Source organism: Flavobacterium cupreum, from assembly GCF_003996965.1.
Lineage (GTDB): Bacteria > Bacteroidota > Bacteroidia > Flavobacteriales > Flavobacteriaceae > Flavobacterium > Flavobacterium cupreum.
Genome location: NZ_QWDM01000003.1, coordinates 93,218 through 113,967, shown reverse-complemented (window position 1 = coordinate 113,967; position 20,750 = coordinate 93,218). Strand labels below are relative to the sequence as shown.

At 39.0% G+C, this 20,750-nt stretch carries 15 protein-coding genes; 5 read left to right on the top strand and 10 right to left on the bottom strand.

Annotated elements, in window-relative coordinates; translation table 11 throughout:
- Positions 1–182: 182 nt before the first annotated feature.
- Together D0817_RS05250 and D0817_RS05245 are read right to left on the bottom strand one after the other, a co-directional pair.
- Complete coding sequence (locus D0817_RS05250) at positions 183–4,151, bottom strand: hybrid sensor histidine kinase/response regulator transcription factor (RefSeq protein ID WP_127337355.1); 3,969 nt, start codon at positions 4,149–4,151, stop codon at positions 183–185.
- A gap of 171 nt (positions 4,152–4,322) precedes the next feature.
- On the bottom strand, positions 4,323–7,187 hold the full coding sequence (locus tag D0817_RS05245; RefSeq protein ID WP_127337354.1) for a TIM-barrel domain-containing protein: 2,865 nt from the start codon (positions 7,185–7,187) through the stop codon (positions 4,323–4,325).
- A 267-nt stretch (positions 7,188–7,454) separates the two neighbouring features.
- Here D0817_RS05245 and D0817_RS05240 point away from each other — a divergent pair, with 267 nt between their 5' ends.
- A complete protein-coding gene (locus tag D0817_RS05240; protein ID WP_167470928.1) occupies positions 7,455–9,389 on the top strand; it encodes a tetratricopeptide repeat protein in 1,935 nt (644 codons plus the stop codon).
- An 80-nt stretch (positions 9,390–9,469) separates the two neighbouring features.
- Positions 9,470–9,862 (top strand): hypothetical protein, encoded by a 393-nt coding sequence (locus tag D0817_RS05235; RefSeq protein WP_127337353.1) that lies wholly within the window; start codon positions 9,470–9,472, stop codon positions 9,860–9,862.
- 89 nt (positions 9,863–9,951) lie between these two features.
- On the opposite strand, the gene D0817_RS05230 is transcribed toward D0817_RS05235, so the two are convergent.
- From D0817_RS05230 to D0817_RS05195, 8 genes are all read right to left on the bottom strand, one after another.
- Complete coding sequence (locus D0817_RS05230) at positions 9,952–11,001, bottom strand: alpha/beta hydrolase (protein WP_193555353.1); 1,050 nt, start codon at positions 10,999–11,001, stop codon at positions 9,952–9,954.
- Between the two features lie 77 nt (positions 11,002–11,078).
- Complete coding sequence (locus tag D0817_RS05225) at positions 11,079–11,951, bottom strand: helix-turn-helix domain-containing protein (protein WP_127337352.1); 873 nt, start codon at positions 11,949–11,951, stop codon at positions 11,079–11,081.
- A gap of 5 nt (positions 11,952–11,956) precedes the next feature.
- Positions 11,957–12,358, bottom strand: coding sequence for a response regulator (locus tag D0817_RS05220; RefSeq protein WP_238160822.1), 402 nt, complete (start codon positions 12,356–12,358; stop codon positions 11,957–11,959).
- A 6-nt stretch (positions 12,359–12,364) separates the two neighbouring features.
- Positions 12,365–13,630, bottom strand: coding sequence for a sensor histidine kinase (locus tag D0817_RS05215; protein WP_238160821.1), 1,266 nt, complete (start codon positions 13,628–13,630; stop codon positions 12,365–12,367).
- Positions 13,623–13,922, bottom strand: a complete 300-nt coding sequence (locus D0817_RS05210; protein ID WP_127337350.1) for a circadian clock KaiB family protein — start codon at positions 13,920–13,922, stop codon at positions 13,623–13,625. The genes D0817_RS05215 and D0817_RS05210 overlap by 8 nt, the downstream gene beginning before the upstream one ends.
- A complete protein-coding gene (locus D0817_RS05205; protein ID WP_127337349.1) occupies positions 13,922–14,218 on the bottom strand; it encodes a circadian clock KaiB family protein in 297 nt (98 codons plus the stop codon). The genes D0817_RS05210 and D0817_RS05205 overlap by 1 nt, the downstream gene beginning before the upstream one ends.
- A 7-nt stretch (positions 14,219–14,225) precedes the next feature.
- Positions 14,226–15,899, bottom strand: coding sequence for a circadian clock protein KaiC (gene kaiC / locus D0817_RS05200; RefSeq protein WP_127337348.1), 1,674 nt, complete (start codon positions 15,897–15,899; stop codon positions 14,226–14,228).
- 422 nt (positions 15,900–16,321) lie between these two features.
- A complete protein-coding gene (locus D0817_RS05195; RefSeq protein ID WP_127337347.1) occupies positions 16,322–16,975 on the bottom strand; it encodes a hypothetical protein in 654 nt (217 codons plus the stop codon).
- A 544-nt stretch (positions 16,976–17,519) separates the two neighbouring features.
- On the opposite strand from D0817_RS05195, the gene D0817_RS05190 reads away from it, so the two are divergent.
- The 3 genes from D0817_RS05190 to D0817_RS05180 all read left to right on the top strand — a co-directional run bounded on the left by D0817_RS05190 (position 17,520) and on the right by D0817_RS05180 (position 20,709).
- Complete coding sequence (locus D0817_RS05190) at positions 17,520–17,954, top strand: PepSY-like domain-containing protein (protein WP_127337346.1); 435 nt, start codon at positions 17,520–17,522, stop codon at positions 17,952–17,954.
- Positions 17,955–18,430: 476 nt separating this feature from the next.
- Positions 18,431–19,891 (top strand): glycosyltransferase family 2 protein, encoded by a 1,461-nt coding sequence (locus D0817_RS05185; RefSeq protein ID WP_127337345.1) that lies wholly within the window; start codon positions 18,431–18,433, stop codon positions 19,889–19,891.
- 239 nt (positions 19,892–20,130) lie between these two features.
- On the top strand, positions 20,131–20,709 hold the full coding sequence (locus D0817_RS05180) for a TetR/AcrR family transcriptional regulator (RefSeq protein WP_127337344.1): 579 nt from the start codon (positions 20,131–20,133) through the stop codon (positions 20,707–20,709).
- Positions 20,710–20,750: the final 41 nt, after the last annotated feature.

Here is a 20,750-nt window from a genome sequence, read left to right as displayed (position 1 = left end):
CCCTGATCAAGAGTACCGTTTTTCTTATTTACGTTCTAATTGGCTATTTGGATTTTACTTAGCTAAAAAAAACTAAAAGTATTTAGGAATTTTAAAAGTAAAGAAAATAAACTGTTGTTTATTAGTGAATTAATTATGTTGTCACCAATCGGATGTTAATAAAAAAGGAACTCAAAAAACTGTTATTTCAGGTTACGGACATATTCGGAAGGGGAGATCCCGAATTCATTTTTAAAATTAACGGTAAAGCGTTTCGGGGAATTGAAACCCACCGCATAGGCAATTTCGGCAATCTGGAGCTGACTTTTCTCCAGAAGCTGTCTGGCTCTTTTCAATCGGACCGTACGGATGAATTCTGCAGGGCCTTTTCCGGTGATGTGCATTAATTTTTTGTAGAGATGCGTTCTGCTTAGTCCTACAATAGCACTAAGTTCTTCTACCGTAAAATCCGGATTGGCAATGTTTTCCTCGACGGTTCTGATTGCTTTTTCTATTAATTGTTCGTCCAGTGAAGTGATGGTAATTTCACTGGGTGCAACATCCATTTTCTGGCTAAAAGCCTGATGTGATTTTTTGGTCCAGTCTAAAAATTTATCGATGCGGAGTTTGAGCAGGTTGAAATTGAAAGGCTTCGTCAGGTAATCATCAGCACCCAGCATAAGTCCTTCTATTTTGTATTCTTCGGCGGTTCGTGCCGTAAGCAGGATCACGGGAATGTGCGACCATTCTATAGTGGTTTTGATCTGGGCGCATAATTCGGTACCGCTCATTTTAGGCATCGTGACATCGCTCACCACGATATTGACATTGTTTTGCTGTAATTTTTCGATGGCTTCTAGACCATCATGGGCAACCAGAACGGTATAAAATTCAGAAAGGCTTTCGGACATGAAATCGCAGAAATCTTTGTTATCGTCCGTAAAAAGCAATACCGGTTTTTCGTTGGCTTTCTTTTCTGGAATATTTTCGAATACCGGAATCTGTTCTTTGTTTTTTACTTTCTGAACCGGCAGCCTGAAGGTAAAAACAGTTCCTTTTGGAAAATTGTCCGTAACCGATATACTTCCGTCGTGCATTGTGATATATTCGCTTACGATGTGAAGGCCAATGCCGCTTCCGGTATTTTCTTCACTTTGTGCAGCCTGATAAAAGCGTTCGAAAATATGTTTCTTTTCGTTTTCGGGAATTCCCTGACCCGTATCTGAAATCGAGACAGCCACCTGTTTGCCTTCGCGGTACAGGTGCAAATGGATGCTTCCTCCGTCCGGGGTATATTTAAAAGCATTGGATAACAGGTTAAAAAGTATTTTCTGGACTTTTACGCTGTCAAATTCCATCAGAAGCGTTTCCATTTCACTGGTATACGTGAACTTCATATTCCGGTCGGTGGCATAGGATTGAAAAAGTGTGCATCTTTCCTGAATGTAATATACAAAATCGCCTGAGGTAAGGTTCAGGTTTTCGGTACCGACATCGAGTTTACGGAAATCCAAAAGCGAATTGATCAGTGTCATCAGTTGCTCGACATTTTTATAGACAATACCCAGCTTGGCGCGAAGGCCTTCCTCGAGTTCCCTGTTCAGAATGGTCTGAAGCGGAATGGTAATCAATGTGAGCGGTGTTCGGAGATCGTGACTTATATTCGTAAAAAACCGGAGTTTCATTTCATTCAGATTGATTTGCTGCAAATGTTCGAGTTGTATACGCTGCTGTTCGAGTTCTCTCTGATGTTTTTTCTTTGTATATCGGATGACATACAGTGTAATGGCCACGATCGCCAGTAGATAGAACAGAAAGGCCCAGCCCGATAAATAGAAGGGTGGAGTGACCGTAATGTTTAAAACAGCCGGTTTTTCGTTCCAGATTCCGTCGCTGTTGGAGGCTTTTACCAAAAGGGTGTAAGTGCCCGGAGCAAGAGATGAAAACTCAATTTTGTTTTTTTCTGTCGAAAGCCATTGATTACTAAAACCTTCAAGCTTATACAGATACCTGACTTTATAGGCGTTGACCAAATCGGACGTCGTAAACTGAATCGCGATTAACTGATCGTCATGACGGAACGTAAGCTCAGAAGTCTGCTCCATCGAGCGTTGCAGTAAGCGGTGCCCGTTGTACAGCGAATCTACCTGAACGGGCACATTACCAAGGCTTAGTACGGTAAAAATGACCTGTGCAGGAGGTTTGCTTTTTTCTGCCATTTTATTCGGGTTTACAGTGGTATATCCTTCTGTTCCGCCCAAAAGAATGTCCCCGTTGCGAAGCTTGTAAATTCCGTGGGTGTTGAAGTAATTATCGTGAAGCCCGTCTTTGGCAGAAAAGTTTCGGCTGCTTATTTTCAGGATGCCTTTTGCATTGGGTTCAACAGTGAGTACCGATAATCCGTTGCTTGTCGTAACCCAGATGTGCTGGTGATTGTCTTCAATAATTCCCTTTACAATATTATCAGACAATCCATTGGTCTTGTCAAAATAATAAACCGTATCTTTTTTGGTATCCCAGACCGATAATCCTTTGGAGTGCCCCAGCCAGATATTATTCCGGGTATCTTTATACACACTGGAAGTAAAGAGCTGCCTGAATTTTTGGGTTTTGCTCTTGTTTCCCGAAGCTTTGAGCTGCTGTCCGGTAAGAATATCAATAATGAAAAGTCCGCTGTCTGTGCCAACGTACAATTGGTCGCCGTTGTCATAAAACATATCCAGCGTAAATTCGAGACCTTTGACTGTTTTGGCTATCGTTTCAAAACGGGCTGCACCGTTTCTGAGACATTGAATCCCATGTCCCAGCGTACCGATCCATATGTTGCCGTAACGGTCTTCTTTTAAATTCCAGATGTCATTCGAATTCAAAGTGCTGTTTTCTTTCGTAAAATGCTGAAAGCTTCCGTTTTCATAGCAGAACAATCCGTTTAAGTAGGTGCCAATCCAGATTCTGCCTTTTTTGTCTTCGAGTAAGGAAACAATTACATTACTCGCCAAAGGCATTTTCCTGATGGAATTTCCGGAGGATTTTTCTTTGAAATACAAACCGTTTCCATCGGTTCCCAGCCAGAGATTTCCTTTTTTGTCTTCCAGAAAAGTGCTGACGTCCTTGCAGTCCTGTAATTCGATATTCACGAGATTCCCAAAACTGGCGTTGTAATACGAAATGCCTTTTTTGTTGTGGCCTGCCCATAGGGTTCCGGTATCATCTTTATACAGGCAGCCGATATTATTGGATGCGACAGAAGCAGGGTTCTGTGCATTGTGGGTGATGTTGGAAATGCTGTTGTCTAAAGTATTGTAAATAAAAATTCCCTGATGGTCTGTGCCAATCCATACTTTGCCGTTTCCGTCATCTTTAATATCGAATATGACATCGTTTTGTGCAGTATTGTTGAAAGCGATTTTTTTCCATTCGCTATGGCTGTTTTTTTGGTAATAAAGAGCCGCTGTATTAGAGAAAATCCACAATCCGTTTTGGGAATCGACGTAAATTTTATTCTTTTTGTCCTGAATGTGCTGTGCTGCAACATCCGGGAGTTTCAAAAAAGATTCCCTGCCGCTGCCTTTGTCGGTCTTCAAAATAGTTCCGGAGCGCAGCACTCTAAAAATGGAATTGCCGTTATCACCTATAAAAACATTTGCGGCTTCTGCTATTTTTTCTTTGGAGGTAAAGGTTTTTAAGGTCTTTTTACGGGTGTCATACACAAAGATTTTGTTTCCGGACAAAACCCATAAGTCTTTGTTTTTATCGACGTAGACTTTATAATTTTCATTTGTTTTAATTCCTAAATCTTTGAGTACATTCGGAACATCACTTCTGAAGTTATCTTTATTGCGCTGATAAACAATGTAACTGAATTCGGTACTGATCCAGATATTCCCCAATCCGTCTTCCTGTAAGCCGCGGATATCGTCGTTGATGATAGACGAAGGTTTATCAGATTTTGTGGAATATATTTTAAATCCGTAGCCGTCATAACGGTTTAGGCCTGACTCCGTTCCAATCCACAGAAAGCCGTAACGGTCTTTTAAAATACTTTTTATCGTACTGTTCGAAAGTCCGTCGCTGGTTTTTAAATGATGAAACGTATACGATTGTCCCACAGCATCAAAACAGGCCATGAGTGACAGAATAAGTACGGATAGAAATCGGTTAAAAGGTTTCATGTAAAAGTAAGCAGCTTTTGGAAGCACAATATAGGATAATATTTCAAGAAGTGGTGTGCTTCGTGAAATCCTTCCAAAGGTATAAAGCAGCGCGGAATACTGCAGGAATTTTGATTTTTATTTAATGAAAAAAGAGGTTTATACGGAATATCGTATAAACCTCTTTTGGTCTTATTTCAGCTTTACGGTTTGCTGATTTCCGTCGTAACTGATTTCTTTTCCTGCGGCATCATAGGTAAAAGCCTTTGGATTCTCTTTACTTACGGCGACAATTACGAATTTGCGATTCTTAATCATTCCGTCGAATTTTCCTTTTTGCTCCCCAATGGTCAGGGTTCCGGAAGCTTCATTGTAATTGAAAGCTATATTCGAAAAACTTCCTTTTTCGTAGTTATAATTTTCGTTTTCATCTTCATACAGGGTGAATTTTCCATCCTGTCCCATATAAACATAAAGTACAATTTTGTCTGCTTTTTTCTCTGTGCTGTATTGCATTTCAGGTCCAACCGGAATAATGGCGCCTTCGCGAATAAATAACGGAATGTGCTCATACGGTGCGTCCATATTCAGCTGTTGTCCGCCGGTGATGTAACGTCCGGTATAGAAATCAAACCAGTTGGTTCCTTCCGGGAAGTACACATTACGTTTACGGGCTTCGTATTTATACACCGGACAAACCATAAAGGAAGGCCCGAACATAAACTGATCGCTTACATTCTGCACTTTTTTATCTGCTGCAAAATCCATAAACAAAGGTCTCATGATCGTGTAATCGTCAAAGTACGTCATTCCTGCCATGGTATAGATATACGGCATCAGTCGGTAACGCAGATTGGTATAGTACAAAATAGATTGGTAAGCCTGGTGCGTATCCGGAGCGATATTCCAGGGCTCACGGTACGGAAATTGCCCGTGTGCCCGGTACAAAGGAGCAAAGGCACCAAACTGAAACCAGCGTGTGTTTAATTCTCTCCATTCCTTATAATCGGCATTTTCCTGACCATTTTTGTCGTATTGCTGCTGTCCGCTTACGTATCGGTCTTCTACACAGAAACCTCCAATATCCATCGTCCAATAGGGGATACCGCTTACTGCGAAATTAAGTCCGGCAGAAATCTGAGCCTTCATATCTTCCCAGCGTGTGGCAATATCACCACTCCAGGTGGCCGTGGAATAACGCTGTAAACCTGCGAATCCGGATCTTGTCAACAGAAACACCCTTTTGTTGGGTTCCACGCTGCGTTGTCCGTCATAGATGGCTTCGGCATTCATTAAAGCGTAGGTATTAAAAAATTCCGTAGAAGAACCCAGGGCTGTCGGGCCGCATAAGGCTTTTCGATACTCCATATCGGTACAATCCAATACATTTGGTTCGCTGGCATCCATCCACCAGGCATCGATTTTTAGCGGGTATAAATTATCATAGATTTGTTTCCAGAACAATTTACGGGCACCACCGGAATAGGCATCGTAAAAAGAACCAACATAGCCGGGGCCAACCCAGTCCTTAACATTATCTTTTATGGCTTGTTGGTACATCCAGCCTTTTTCATCAAATTCCTTGAAATGTTCGGTGGTTTTGTAAAACTTCGGCCAGACCGAAATCATCATTTTACCATTCAATGCGTGAATAGAATCAACCATTCCCTGTGGATTCGGGAAACGTTTTTTGTCAAATTCATGGCTTCCCCAGGAATCTTCTTCCCAGTAATTCCAGTCCAGGACAATGTTATCAATCGGGAATTTACGTTTTCTGAATTCTTTCAGGTTTCCGACAATTTCATCCTGTGTTTTATATCTTTCACGGCTTTGCCAGTATCCCATGGCCCACTTAGGCATAATCTGGGATTTCCCTGTTAAGGTACGGTAGCCTTTAATTACTTCATCTGCAGAATTTCCATGAACGAAATAATAATCGATTTTTTGTGTCATTTCGCTCCACCACACCTGATTGTTTTTTTCTTCTGCCGGCTGAGGCGTAAGTACGCGTAAACCACAATAGGAAGTTCCGCCATCCGGTTTCCATTCAATGCGCAAGGGAACGCGTTTTCCGGCTTCCAATGGCAAAGAGAATTTATAACTATTCGGATTCCAGGCGGTTCTCCAGCGCTCCGGAACTACTAATTGGTTGTTTAGGTACACTTTTACATATCCGGCATAATACAACGTAAACTTATAAGTTCCGTTTTCCGGTGCCTCAATTGATCCTTCGTAAGTAACGTCAGCCTTTTTTAAAGGGAAGTTTTGCGGTAATTTTTTGATGCTTTTAATGTCTTCAAAGAAAATAGATTCTTCCTTTCGTTCGATGTTTTGAACGCCTTTTTCATTAGAAACATACGTTCCGGTCAAAGCTCCGGGATTTCCTTTTTTATCGTATAACGTAAAAACGGTATTCAATTGCGCATACGGACGGCTTTCACCAAAACGGCTCAAAGAATAACTGTCCCATAAAAGCCCGTAGTTTTTATTCGAAACAATAAAAGGAACTGAAACTTTGGTATTGTATTGAAATAATTCTTCGTTTTTACCCTTGTAATTGAATTCATCCGCCTGATGCTGTCCCAGTCCGTGGAACGCTTCATCGGCAGGGGAATCAAAGATCTGGCGAACAGTGTAGCCTTTGGTTCCTTCCACTTCAATCGGAGTGAAATGTCGCCCACCGCCTGCTTTTTCGCCTAAAATTAGTTTTCCGTCCTTGTCTTTAAAATTGATTCCGCCATTTATTTTAGAAACCATCACTTTCAGTCGTGAAGTGACAACCGAAACAGAATCGGCAACATTGGTTTCTATTTTATAAGGGACTTTTGATTTTCCGGCAACGATGATTAACGAAGAATCTTTGGCGAAAGCGGCATCCGGAGTTGCCGAAACATGTATCAGTTCGTCCTGTAATACCTGAATACGTACTTTTTGGACATCTGTTTTACTGTTTTGTTTCACGCTTACAATGATGCCGTCGTCTATCGATTGATATTGCTTCACCGAACAGGAAGCCAACAGCGTTGCAGCAAATAAGAAATGTATTTTTTTGCGCATGGTTAAATAGTGGTTTTAGTAAAATTTTAAGGTAACAAATTTCAGTATAAAAATTCTATTTGGGGTATGTGTATGTTTTGAAGAAGGTATCATTATGAATTATTTGTGTCCTTTTTCAAGGTAAAGCCCTGAAAAACCGGTAGTTTTTGGTACAGGTGCACAACCACTTTAAAAATCATTATTTATAATGAGAATCGAATTTCTTTGATCCTATACTTTTGTCCTGAGTCTGGAATTAGATGTTTAACTGAAATAAAAGAATACTAAATGATCAAAAAATATACATCCTATAAACGAATCGATCCCGTTTACTTTAGCGGTGAAATATTCTTCCCCATTGGATTATTGGCTGTGGCGGCCTGCATTACTTATGGTTTACTCTATTTTTTGGGTATTGGTTTGGCGCTATTTTTTAATGTTGTGATCGCCTGGATTGCCAATTTTTTCATGTACTACTATGGAAAAAGCTCTGCTAATATCACTTTTGAATTTCTGGCCGGTGTTGTAGGGGTACTGGCACTTTTACTGTTTGTAGATTATGGCGTTTATGCGCTGGTTGCCTATCAGAAAACCGGCGTATTTCAGGGCTGGTATTTTACTGTTTGGTTTAGTATTGTTTTTGGGAGTCCGGTTGGGTATTATGTTTACAAGTTCAGCAGTAATTATCAGGCAAGAATCCGTTTGGCGAAAACTTATTTTAAAGCTTCATTCGGGGTGTATCACGACCGTGAATTATTGACGTATATCGACTCGATTGCGTTTGTAAATACTTCTAAAAAACTGGCTTCCGACATAGAATTACTCAATGACATTTCTTTTTTTTCGGAGCAGGAACTGGAGGAGATGGAACCTACAGCCAAATATTATCATTTGCAGCAATCTGCTTTCTCCTGTTTAATACACATTCCTTTTGGTGCAGACCGGTTTGAAATGTCGTGGTATTCTATTATTGAGGATCAGTATTATACCCTAAACATACCTTTTCCGTATGCTGAATTACTTTTGGAGCAGGAAAAATACCCTTTGGATGAACCGGAAGTACTAAGAGGCAAAAAGTCCAAAAGGATACAGTTGCACCTTTACCCAAACGGAGGCCTAAAATTGTATACCGAAGATTTGGTTTTACTGGATTTTCCGGAAAGTACACCGACACAAATCAGCCCCGAACAAAAAGAAGATAAAATACAAAAACACCGCCGTGCCCACCGGTATTATGCTGATGAAAAGGCATTTTCGGAATTAATCGAAAAAATAAAAACATCAGGCGGGATACGGGAACGCTTTGGATTAAAGGACAAACTGATTTCATGGAACCTCACTTTTTCCGGTCTTGACGAACGAAATTATATTGAAATCACTGATGTCTCCTTCAAAAATTACAGAATTGAAAAAGACGCCACCGAAATGCCTGATTTACGATTTCTGCCGAAAAAAATAACATTTATTTACCGTGGCTCTTCGTTGTTTCCGTGGTTGCATGTATATGTGGACAGTCAGCAACTTAACCGGACTATTGAGGAGAATAAAGGTGATAATGAAGAAACTTCAGTCATACTGGCCCTTGATTTCCACAATGAATCGGAAGTGGAAATGGTTTTCACCGTTGTATTGAACGGAAAAAAAATACGGTTTACCCATTGGGAAATTGGAATTGATGAACGATGGAAAAAAGAAATTGACGAAGAAAAGGCAGACAAAGCAGAAGACGATCTCAAAAGAAAGCTGCTGAAAGAAGGCTGGGATTTTGTTTTCGCAAAAGACTACGAAGCGGCACAAAAAAAATGTGATGAATTACTGGAAATCGACCCCCAATTTGGGTTTACGTATTTTCTCGAGGCAAGATTGCTCTGGTATACCAAAGGATTCGAAGCCTGTTATGCCCAACGGGATTATTTTATTGCCAAAACAGCACATGAACCAGCTGCACTGGCGCATATTTACAATAGTTTCGGCTGTATTTTAGATTTGGAGTTACGCTACGAAGAATCTTTGGTTTATTTCGAAAAAGCAATAGCTACCAACCCGAAAGAACCTGTATATGTCTGTAATCTTGGCGAAATATACTATAAGATGCAAAACCCGAAAAAAGCAATGGAACAGGCACGTAAAGCAAAAACAATGGGCTATGCATCTGCCATGCTGACGGAAATCATGGAGAATAAAGGGAAAATCGCCTTAAAACCGGAAATCAAACTCAGTTAAAAATCACTAGAAATGGTGATGCCTGATACAAGTCCTGCGGATAAATTTGCGGTGTAGTAATTAATAAAAAACAAATACATATGGGATTAGCAGAAAAGCGTTTAGCCGAATCAATTAAGGTAGAAAAACTTCCGGTTTTTGAAGCAAAATTAAAAGAAAGAGCCGGTTATGATATTAAAGTAGCCATTGACTGGAATACTTTCACAGCTTATGATGAATATCCATTATCCCGACTGGATATTGTTTTTGATGATGTGGAATCATTCGTAAAGAAAATATGTTCCGATGATATGGGGAAAGAAGCTTTGAAAGAGAAAATGACTACCATTCATCTGACCAATTCAGAGGATAACAATGATGTCAAAATGGAATTAAAAGACGATACCCTGTTCCTGACCGTGCAATTGGTGCAATCGTCTTTCAACGCTCAAACCGATTCTCAAATCGCCAATTACGTGGAAGCTCTTTTGTAAATAGTTTTACATTTTTTTTGAATATTTAGAAAAGAAAGGGGAATAGTTCTGACACTATTCCCCTTTTGAGATTTTATTGCTTTGACTGCTTATTTTAAGGCAGTTTTAATCACCACGGCAGCCTGTTCAATGGCAGTTTGTACGGCAGGCACAGTAGAAATTGGATTAAGAAGACCGTAATCGTGAATCAATCCTGAATATCTTGTTAGTGTTACCGGAACCCCGGCTTCGTTTAATTTTCTGGCATAGGCTTCACCTTCATCTCTCAAAACATCATTTTCAGCAGTTTGTACCAGTGCGGGAGGCAAGTCTTTCAGTTGCGCTAAACTAGCCTGCAACGGAGAAGCGTATATTTCTTTTCTTTTGTTGTTGTCAGGTAAATAATTGTCCCAGAACCATTTCATCATGTTTTTGGTTAGGAATCTTCCGTTTGCAAAAGAATTGTAAGACTCCGTTTCGAAATTAGCATCGGTTACCGGCCATAATAAAACCTGTAGTTTAATGTGTGGCCCTTTTTTGTCTTTCGCCATTAAAGTAATAGCTGCAGTCATATTTCCACCCACGCTGTTTCCGGCAACGGCAAGGTTTTTACCATCAACACCAATTTCTTTTCCGTGTTCGGCTACCCATTGTGTGGCAGCATATATTTCATTAATGGCTACGGGATATTGGGCTTCCGGAGAAGGAGTGTAGTCCGGGAAAACCGCTACGGCACCACTTTTTACAACTAAATCACGAACCAGTCTTCTGTGGGTAGGATAATCTCCCAGTACCCAGCCACCGCCGTGAATGAAGATAAATACAGGCGCATTCGATTTTGCCCCTTTAGGTTTTGTAATGTGAATTTTTACTTTGTATCCGTTTTGAGAAATCACTTTTTCAGATTCCTCAATACCGGAATAATCCACTTCTACGGATTTTTGAGCGCCAACCAAAACATTTCTGGCGTCCGGAATACTTAATTGTTCTAATGGTTTTCCGTCACCTGAATTTAACGCTTTCAAAAACGAACGGACTTCTGTAAAAACCTGCGGATCATTTTCGCCTTTGTATTGTCTTTCTTGTGCTGTAGCCATGGTGTTTACAATAAACAATGCTGCAATAAATAAACCCTGTTGTAATAATTTAATAGTTTTCATATCTTTTATGTTTTATCAGTTATAATTTGATAGGACAAAGATATGGCGGTAGTAAGGCTCTTAAAATAGACAAAAGTCTATTCTGATTGTACATTTTTCCCTTGGAGGTATTTTTTCCTGAAATTAGATGGAGTGTCGCCAACTTTACTGGTAAAAAGGCGGTTAAAGTAAGCCGGATCTTCATAGCCAAGCTGATACGCAATTTCTTTTACACTTAAGGAAGAATGACCCAGCAGCCTTTTTGCTTCCAGCATGATGCGGTCTTTAATGATATCGTTAGGTTGTGTAAGCTCCAGCCGATTGAATTTTTTGGATAGTGTTTTCGGGGCAACGCCAAGAATATCGGCATAATCGGCCACCGTATGTTTGGTTCTGAAGTGAATTTCAACCAGACGGCTAAAATCCCTGAAGAAATCCATTTCCTTAGAAGGTTCCGTATTCAGGATACCCAATTGCTGTACTTTCCAGATGCGCGTTGCCTTTATAATAAGCTGCTTCAGGTAGGTTCGGATCATTTCTTCCTGTGAAGAATCCACAGCATCAAATTCTCCCTGAATCTGATTAAAGATTCCTGCAACAAATCCGGCTTCCTTTTCAGGCAGGGCCGTCATGGGCATTTCGAAAATATTATTGAACAATAAGCCGTCACAGGCGACTTCGGCATCATGAATCTGCACGCAATAAAAATCACGGTTGTAATACATAAAATAACCGGGTGCTTTGCCTTCTTTTTCAATCTGCAGGTACTGATTGCTGTTAATAAAAAAGAGGGAAGAAGTTGTAGTGGTATACTGTTTAAAATCGATGGTCAGGGAATAATCTTCCGGTAAAAAAAGGACTTTAATATAAGGTTTGTAATAATCGCTGTTGACTTCCTCCGCAGCATCCCTGTCGAGCACCAGAAAGCCCAGTTTTTTATAATTGGATTCGAAAATTTTAGGATTGTTCATTGGGATTATTCGTGTTCTATGAGCGTAAGAATGTTTTTTGGAATCTCTTCAAAGGCTTCAAAAGAATATGGTTTGATCAGATAGGCTTTTACACCCAGCACGTCACATTTTTCCTTGTAGGCCGGATTTATACTCGTAGAATACACAAAACAGGGAATGGTTTTTAAATCAGCGTCATTCAAAATCCGCTGCAATGCTTCAATGCCATCCAGTATGGGCATGTTGATATCAGTAAGAATAACATCCGGAATAGCATTAGAAGTATTTTTGAGATAATTCAGCAGCTCTTCACCGTTGCTTACCAGACTTACTTTTCCAAAATTCGGGTTTTTATTGAAGGTTTCATACATTACGTCAGCATCATCGCTGTCATCTTCTGCAATAACAATATGTAGGTTGTGTAGCATTGGCAATTATAATATTGGAAAAAAGAGATTAAAGGTGGTTCCAATGTTCAGCTCACTTTCAACGGTGATATATCCCGAATGGTTTTCCATAATTTTTTTACAAATCGCCAGACCAATACCATTGCCCGAATATTCGGTTTTAGCATGCAGGCGCTGAAAGATAGTAAAAATTTTTATGAGGTGATTTTGCTCCATTCCAATGCCGTTGTCCCTGATTTGAATTTTTACAAATTTAGTGGATTGATTCGGAATTTCGGATTTAAAATTCTCAATTTGTGAAATTTCAATAATTGGGGGAATTTCTTTCTTGCTGTATTTAATGGCATTTGAAATAAGATTGGAAAAAAGCTGGCGCATTTGCACTTTTGAGGCCTTGATCAAAGGAAGCTTTCCTGTTTCAATACGGGCTTTCCTGTCGTTGATTATTATTTCCAGATCCTCTTTTACCTCAGCAATGACGGCTGTCAAATCTATTTCCAGTCGCTCTTCCTGGGCTGTGTGTGACGAATAGCTTACCAAATCATCTACCAGTGAATTCAGTCGTAATGCGGATAACTTCATGACATTCATAGACTTGGCATCTGTTTCAGAAAGATAACTTCCGTCTATTTTGGTATTGTGCATGACGATTTTCCGGAGCGGCTCTTTGAGGTCATGTGAAATTACATGAATAAATTCTTCGAGATTGCTGTTGATCCGGTTCAGTTCGTGAATTTTTTCCTCCAGTTCTTTATGATGCTTTATTAACGCTTCTTCATGCTTTTTCTTTTCTGTTAAGTCGGTAATCACAATTCCGATACCCTGTACAGAGGGTTCAAAGTCGGTCAGGGCAATGTAGGCGGGGAAAATCTTTTTTTCATTGAGGGTCTTAAACACAATTTCGTGCGTATTAACACCATATTTCATGGCTTCTATTAATGGCGTGAAATGGTCCGGATCATCGAAATATTCATAGAGATAATTTCCAATTATTTTTTCGGAAGGCAGCTCTATGAGTCTGGCGAAATAATCATTGCAGTATAATATAAGTCCGTTTTTGGAAATACTCACTGCGCCCTGTCCGAATTTTTCAATTAAAAGCCTAAAAGTGTAATCGGCGGTTTCGAGCGAATAAAGCTGTGGAACTCCGTTGTTATTGACTACTAAGGCATCAACATCTCCCTGTTTTATGGCATCGACAATGCTGTTAGATTCATAAAGCTCTTCTTTTAATGAAGCTATCTCTTTTAATAAGGATTCGATATTTTTATTATTATACTCCAAATTATTCAATGATATTTAGTATCCTTAACACCTTTTCCTTATCTGATAAATCACCAAGGATAATTCTTTTCGGTGCAGGATCTGTTTTTATTAATGTAGGTATTGCTACAATCTGATGAATTACGGCCTGTTCTGTATCACGGCTGATGTCTATAATTTCCAGTTCGTAATTATCGGTAAAATACTTGTCACAAATTATACGCAGGTTTTCTATGGCATGCCCTGATTTTACAGACATACCCGAAACAAAAAGCATAAATTTATGTTTGGCTGCACTTGTACTTTCAGAGGGATCATCCATTAGTAAGAGATTACAGGTTTGATATTCAGTCCGACAAGTACTCTTTCTTCATTGGAAAGATCGCCTATTATTTTACGAATAGGTTCCGGAAATTTTCTAACAAGAGTAGGTACCGCTAAAATTTGATCGCCTTCGGCCAATTGCGGGCTTTTAAGCAAATCAATAATTTCGATACTGTATTTTCCTGCCAGATGTACTTCGGCATATTTTTTTATGTTCTCTAGTGCGGTTATTGACTTTGGCGTCTGACCCGCTATATATAGCAATAACTGCCATTCGGCTACTTCCTTTTTCATATTCTCTCTAATTTTTTTTGGAACCCAGCTTTTCCTGTAGTTCTTCTGTCGCTTTCAGGATATTTAATTCTTCCTCGGCAGATTCAAATTCATTTTTAAGCGCTTCTATATTGGCTTCAAGAATCCTGCGTTTACGCGCAATCTCTCTGTCTTTGCGATTGATCTCGTTTTGAAGTTTAATATCCGACATTGTTTTCTTGATCTGATGCGATTTTCTTGCTGTTCCCGTCAGAATTCCCTGCGGACCCAGTTCTACATCCAGTAATTCAATTCCGTTGCTTGTGATGATAAATTCACGCACCTGGTTGGAATGTCCCATTCCTCTCGATTTTACAATAAAAATACCGCGGTTGCGTTCCCCGATTCCTTCCATATCGCGTACTGTTATCCAGGTATCGACTAATGACGATACGGATTCTTCTGCAAGATCCGGTCTGAAATTATCAGTCTGCTTGTTTAGTGAAGTAAAAAGGGCAGTGATATTATTGACTTTCAGCATGTCTATCAATCGCACCAGCATGGATCGGACTTCGTGTTCACTACCCACTGTAATCAGGTTGCTGATCGGGTCAATAATGATGGTAGTAGGTTTAAAATCCCGGATTAATTTTCTCAGGGTAAGCAAATGCAGTTCAAGACCATTGAGTGACGGACGTGAAGAATGAATCTGCAAAGTACCATTTTTGATATATTTTTCCAGATTAACATTTATCGATTTCATATTTCGTACCAATTGCTGTGGCGATTCCTCAAAAGCAAAATAGATTGTTTTCTCTTTCTTTTCGCATTGTTCTGCCGCAAAGTAACAGGCAATTGTTGTTTTGGCTGTACCCGCTGTTCCAGAAACCAGTATATTGCTGCCACGGAAAAAACCTCCGCCCTGAAACATGTTGTTCAATCCCGGTACTCCGGTCGAAATGACATCTGAAGAAACTTCGTTGTCAAGTTTTAAAGAGGTAATCGGAAGTACTGAAATTCCGTCATCATCAATAAGGAACGGATATTCGTTGGTGCCATGCGTAGAGCCTCTGTACTTTACAATTCGAAGCCGGCGGGTGGAAACCTGTTCGATAACACGGTGGTCCAAAACAATTACACAATCGGAAACGTATTCTTCGAGTCCCTGCCTTGTTAGCGTTGCTTCACCGCGCTCTCCTGTAATAATGGCGGTTACGCCTTTGGTTTTAAGCCAGTGAAACAGTCTTCGCAGTTCAGCTCTCAGGATCGCCTGATTGTCCAGCCCTGAAAACAAGGACTCAATGGTATCCAGTACAACACGGGTGGCTTTTATCGAATCGATGGCATGTCCTAACCGGATGAATAAACCGTCAAGATCGTATTCCCCAGCTTCTTCAATTTCAGATCGTTCGACTCTTACATAATCTACTACGAGTTTTTTGTCTGTTTTGAGCTTTTCAAGGTCAAATCCCAGTGATTTAACATTCAGGGTAAGGTCATGTGAAGGCTCTTCAAAAGACATGAAGACTCCGGGTTCGTTATATTCTGTAATACCCTTAATAAGGAATTGCATGGATAACAATGTCTTTCCACAGCCGGCTCCGCCACAGATTAAGGTTGGTCGTCCTTTTGGAAACCCGCCATCTGTAATCTCATCCAGACCATCTACTCCGGTTGGAGTTTTGGGAAATATAAAACTATTTGATTTTGATTCTTTTTGCACGCTATTTAAATATTCTGTTTACTCAAATATACGTTTTCCTACAGACTTTAACATTAATATTTATTAAAGTTTTAACAGCTGTTTAATTAAATTCACAGCCTAAATTGAAATATAAGAGAAAACTGTAATGCAATGATAGTGCGGCAGGAATCGGTAAAATAGGGCAACATTGGATTAGTTTTCCGAATTCAGTTGTTCCATATTTTTGCGAATGACATTTTTGTCAGCGATTGTTTTGGCAAGGCCAAAAGCGGTTTCTTTCGAATATATTAATTCTGGTTTCCATGTTGTATCATTTTACACGTTATAGCGTGATGACAACTTGACTTTCAGAATGGACAAATAAATGTAAAAAAGTAGAAAAAAAGTAAACAACATTAAAAAAAAGGGAACGTTTACAGGCTTTTGCGAAAGAAATAAAATTATTTATTTATAATTAAATCAATTTTTTCCGAAAGCCTGTCTGCAATTTCAGGCGCATTTTTGAGGCTGTTATTCATAATCCACGGACTCAGTTTTTGGTTTTCAATGATTTCCTTTTTGGAATACACCAGGCTGAAATACATATTCAGTTCCATTGCATTTGTGGGCAGGGGTTTGTTTTTATTTTCCTCCGGGATATCTTCATAATAGTAGCGGGACTTTTTTAAACTTGGATAGTGCTGAAGCAAATAATCATTCAGCTCATAACGGGGACCGTCACCTTTGTACAAATCTTCTTGCTGAATTGGAGTGATGAGCAGATTGGTTATATTTTCTTTTAGTGTTTTGTAATGAGCTGAAGTGGTCGAAAAATCGCCCTGGGAAATAGTTCCTTTTTCAGATAATGTCCGAATGACTGAAAGGCGCACAAAATCGCCGTTGATTTCGATTACTTTAAAAACAAAGTACTTGTTTTCGAAGCTCTGACTCCCGTTGGAACCTCTTTGTTTGCTAAAAATAAAACTTCCTAACTGCAGTTTGTGCGCTTCACAATGAATTGCTTTTTTCCACATATAAGGTTTAAAGACCATTTGTCTTACCATAAAAAAGACAACAGCACTTATAATTACGACCACTAAAATTGTTTTGTTCATTTGTTTTAAAGTAAAAATATGTTGCTCTACAAAGAACAATAAAGTTAGGGGAATAAACAGCGGTTCCAAATAAAAACGTAAAAAAAGCCTCCCGATATCAGGTTCTTCATGTTTCGTTATCCGTTGATCTGATTGCCTATATTACGCAATTCGGGCTGTGCGGTAAACATTCGGGCATAAAAATAATGAATCAGATCTTTACCGCTTTCTGAGCATCGGAATCGTATCCTTGATAAGCTCTTTTTGAGAAGTTTTCATTTGTTATTGATGAGGCTTGTTTAACTGTTGACTGCGACTGTGACTGTCCAGGCGCTTTAGAATTTACAAAATGTAGACCGGCACTAAAACTTTATTTTACTGACTAAATTATAAACCTCGAAATAATAAGATTCAGAAAATGTGAAGTAGTATTTTTAAAGCGGTGTTGCTTGTGCAATAACTTATAAATGAGTTTATTAGAAATTATAAAGATTTCTTAAAATGTTTTGTAGCTATTTTCTCCTGTTGTAAATTAGTATAACAATAATTTTAAAACATGCAAACCATGAAAATGAGAATCACATTTGCTGCATTATTGCTGGGACTTGCAATATCGGCCAACGCACAGAAGAAGATCGCGGTGACAGAGCTGCCACAGCCGGCTCAGGATTTTCTGAAAAAACATTTTAGCAACACTACGGTAGACGTCGCGAAAAAAGACGCAGAACACGGTGAAAAAGGATACGAAGTTAAACTGAAAGACGGAACAGAAGTAGAATTCTGGAAAGATGGTTCATATCGCGAGGTGGATGGCGGTGACAAACCAATTCCGACTGCATTCATTCCGGCTTCCGTCAAAGACTATGTAGCTAAAAACTATCCGAACGAAAAAATCACACACATTGATTACGGACACAAAGACCTGGATGTGGATTTAACCAACAAAATTGACCTCGAATTTTCTAAAGAAGGAAAGTTTATAAAAGGGGAGAAAGATTAATTTGTTGAAAAATGTTAAAAGAGTAGAGAGTACAGAATATAGATTAGAGAGTATAGAGTACAGAATTTAGAGTTTAGAATATAGAGTTTAGAATATAGAATAAAGAGTAGAGAGTAAATTTGAATTTTGAAATTTGAAAAGGAAATAGCCAGATACTATTTCCTTTTTTTTGTCGTTAGTATTGAAGAAATTCCGGTCATCATTTTGAGTACTTTTCAAAATCGAAAAACAAAGATGTACTATCTTAAAACGTCTGTATTTGTTGGGAATTTTGACTGCCGGATACACACAAAAGCTGTATAAACATTGTACAAGTGTGTAAACTTTACACAGCTTAAATTGCACCTGAATATCGTAAAGCCCTCAAAATGTATTTTATAGCGTAATGGCACATGCATTGCTAAATGTGATAGTGTGAATTCCTGTTTACGGGAAAATTATAAAAGCCATACCATACAAATCAACAGAAGTGCAATATGAAAAGTGAAACAATTATTTCAGATCAATTTTATACTACAAGCGACAATACAAACAATAACGGACATTCTATAAGCAGTTCCATTTTTCGTATTAACAATCCAACATCAGGCAAAACCATTGAAAAAACGTCAAGTCCGTTGGGATTAATAGTACTCATCAGTACTTTTGCCCTAATGTTGACCGGTGCATTTATGGTGTATCAGTTCCAGCCTGATTTTGATCAGTTTCAGATAGAGCGAATCAATTCTTCCTGGGGATTTCCTTTCCTGATTTTAGCCATTGCGTTATTCATTTTTCAAAGCGGTGTCTTTGTCTATAATTTATTCCTCTATTTCCGTTATAAACCAATTGAATCGGTTAGTGATGAATTGCTGCCAACCTGCACGGTTATAGTGCCTGCCTACAATGAAGGTAAACTGGTTTGGGATACTTTATTAAGTTTGGCTGACAGTGATTTTCCGGAGCAAAAATTACAAATCCTTGCCATCGATGATGGAAGTAAAGATGATACCTGGTACTGGATGCAGCAGGCAAAAATAAAATTAGGCGATCGTCTGACTATTTTCCAACAACCTGAAAACGCTGGTAAACGTCACGCACTTTACCGTGGATTTGAACTGGGTACCGGAGAAATTTTTGTAACAGTCGACAGTGATTCCATTGTAAAAAAAGATACTTTAAGGAATCTGGTAAGCCCTTTTGTGGTAAACGAAAAATGCGGGGCAGTGGCAGGAAATGTTCAGGTATTGAACAATAAAAAAGCATTACTTCCTAAGATGTTAAACGTAAGTTTTGTAATGAGTTTTGAATTCATGCGTTCGGCTGAAAGCATGTTAGGATCTGTACTTTGCACTCCGGGTGCAGCAGCAGCTTACCGCAGGGATGCCGTACTGAACTGCCTTCCGGAATGGATCAACCAGACTTTTATGGGACAACCTTCAGACATTGGTGAAGACCGTGCGATGACCAATATGATCCTGAAACAGGGACTTCATGTGTTGTTCCAGAAAAATGCCTATGTACTTACCAATGTTCCTGAAGAATACACCGGTTTATACAAAATGTTCATCAGATGGAGCAGAAGTAATGTTCGTGAGAACCTTATGATGGCACAATATGTTTTTAAGGATTTTAGAGAAGGATCTAAGTTTGGGGCAAGACTTTTGTTTATCAACCAGTCTTTAAAAATCATTTTAGCGTACCCATTCCTGATTTTTATGTTGATTTTTATAGCGACACACCCGTTGTTATTTTTAAGTTCAACCTTACTGGGGATTCTGATTGTTTCTACTTTTCCGGTTATATTTTATGCAAAAAGATATAATGTGGCAGATTCTTTCTGGGCTTATTCCTACAGCATCTTTTATACGTTCAGTTTATTTTGGATTACTCCTTATGCCATAGTAACAGCGAATAAAAGAGGATGGTTAACCCGAGGGTTATCAGATAAAAAATAAAAATTGTAATACTGAATAAAGAGAGATTAATTTGTTTAAAAAGCTTCTGTTCGAATGAATAGAAGCTTTTTTTTTGTTTCCTGAAAGAACTCTTTTGCAGTGTAAAAAAAGCGAAAATTAACGAATATCTCCTGAGCAGTTAATTCTGACACAAAAGAACAAGTATTGAAATAAAAAGTTAAAATAAATTGCATTTAAGACCGAACGGTCTATATTTGTACCGTCAAAAGGAAAAGATCATGAGCAAAGCAGAAAGAACGAGACAATTTATCATAGAAGCATCGGCACCCATAATTAATAAAAAAGGAATGGCCGGAACTTCTCTTACCGATATTATGGAAGCTACAAAATTAGCCAAAGGAGGAATCTACGGAAACTTCGGGAGCAAAGAAGAGATCTGCATGGAGGCATTTGTTTATCTGAGATCAAAATTGGCAAACAAATTAGACGCAGCTGTAGCCAAAGGGAACTCGGCAGAAACGAAGCTTTTCAATTTACTGGATGTGTATCAGAATGATGAAAGCATGATGGAGGGCTGTCCGATACTAAATTTTGGTACTGAGGCAGATGATACCAATCCGGGTATGAAAGAACTGGTCAAAAAAGCAGTCTTTTCTGCCCAGAAAAGGTTTTATATGATAGTGGAAGACGGCATAAAAAATAAGGAATTATCCGAAGAACTGGATCCCGGACAATTTAGCATCAAAGTTTTTGCTATGATTGAAGGTGCCATTTTATGCGGTAAATTAGTCGGAAATCAACAGATGGTGCTTGTGCTGGACAGCATAAAAAGCGAATTTATAAAATATGTAATCTAAAATATTTTTTTTGCTGTTTTTTAGACCGTTCGGTCTATTTT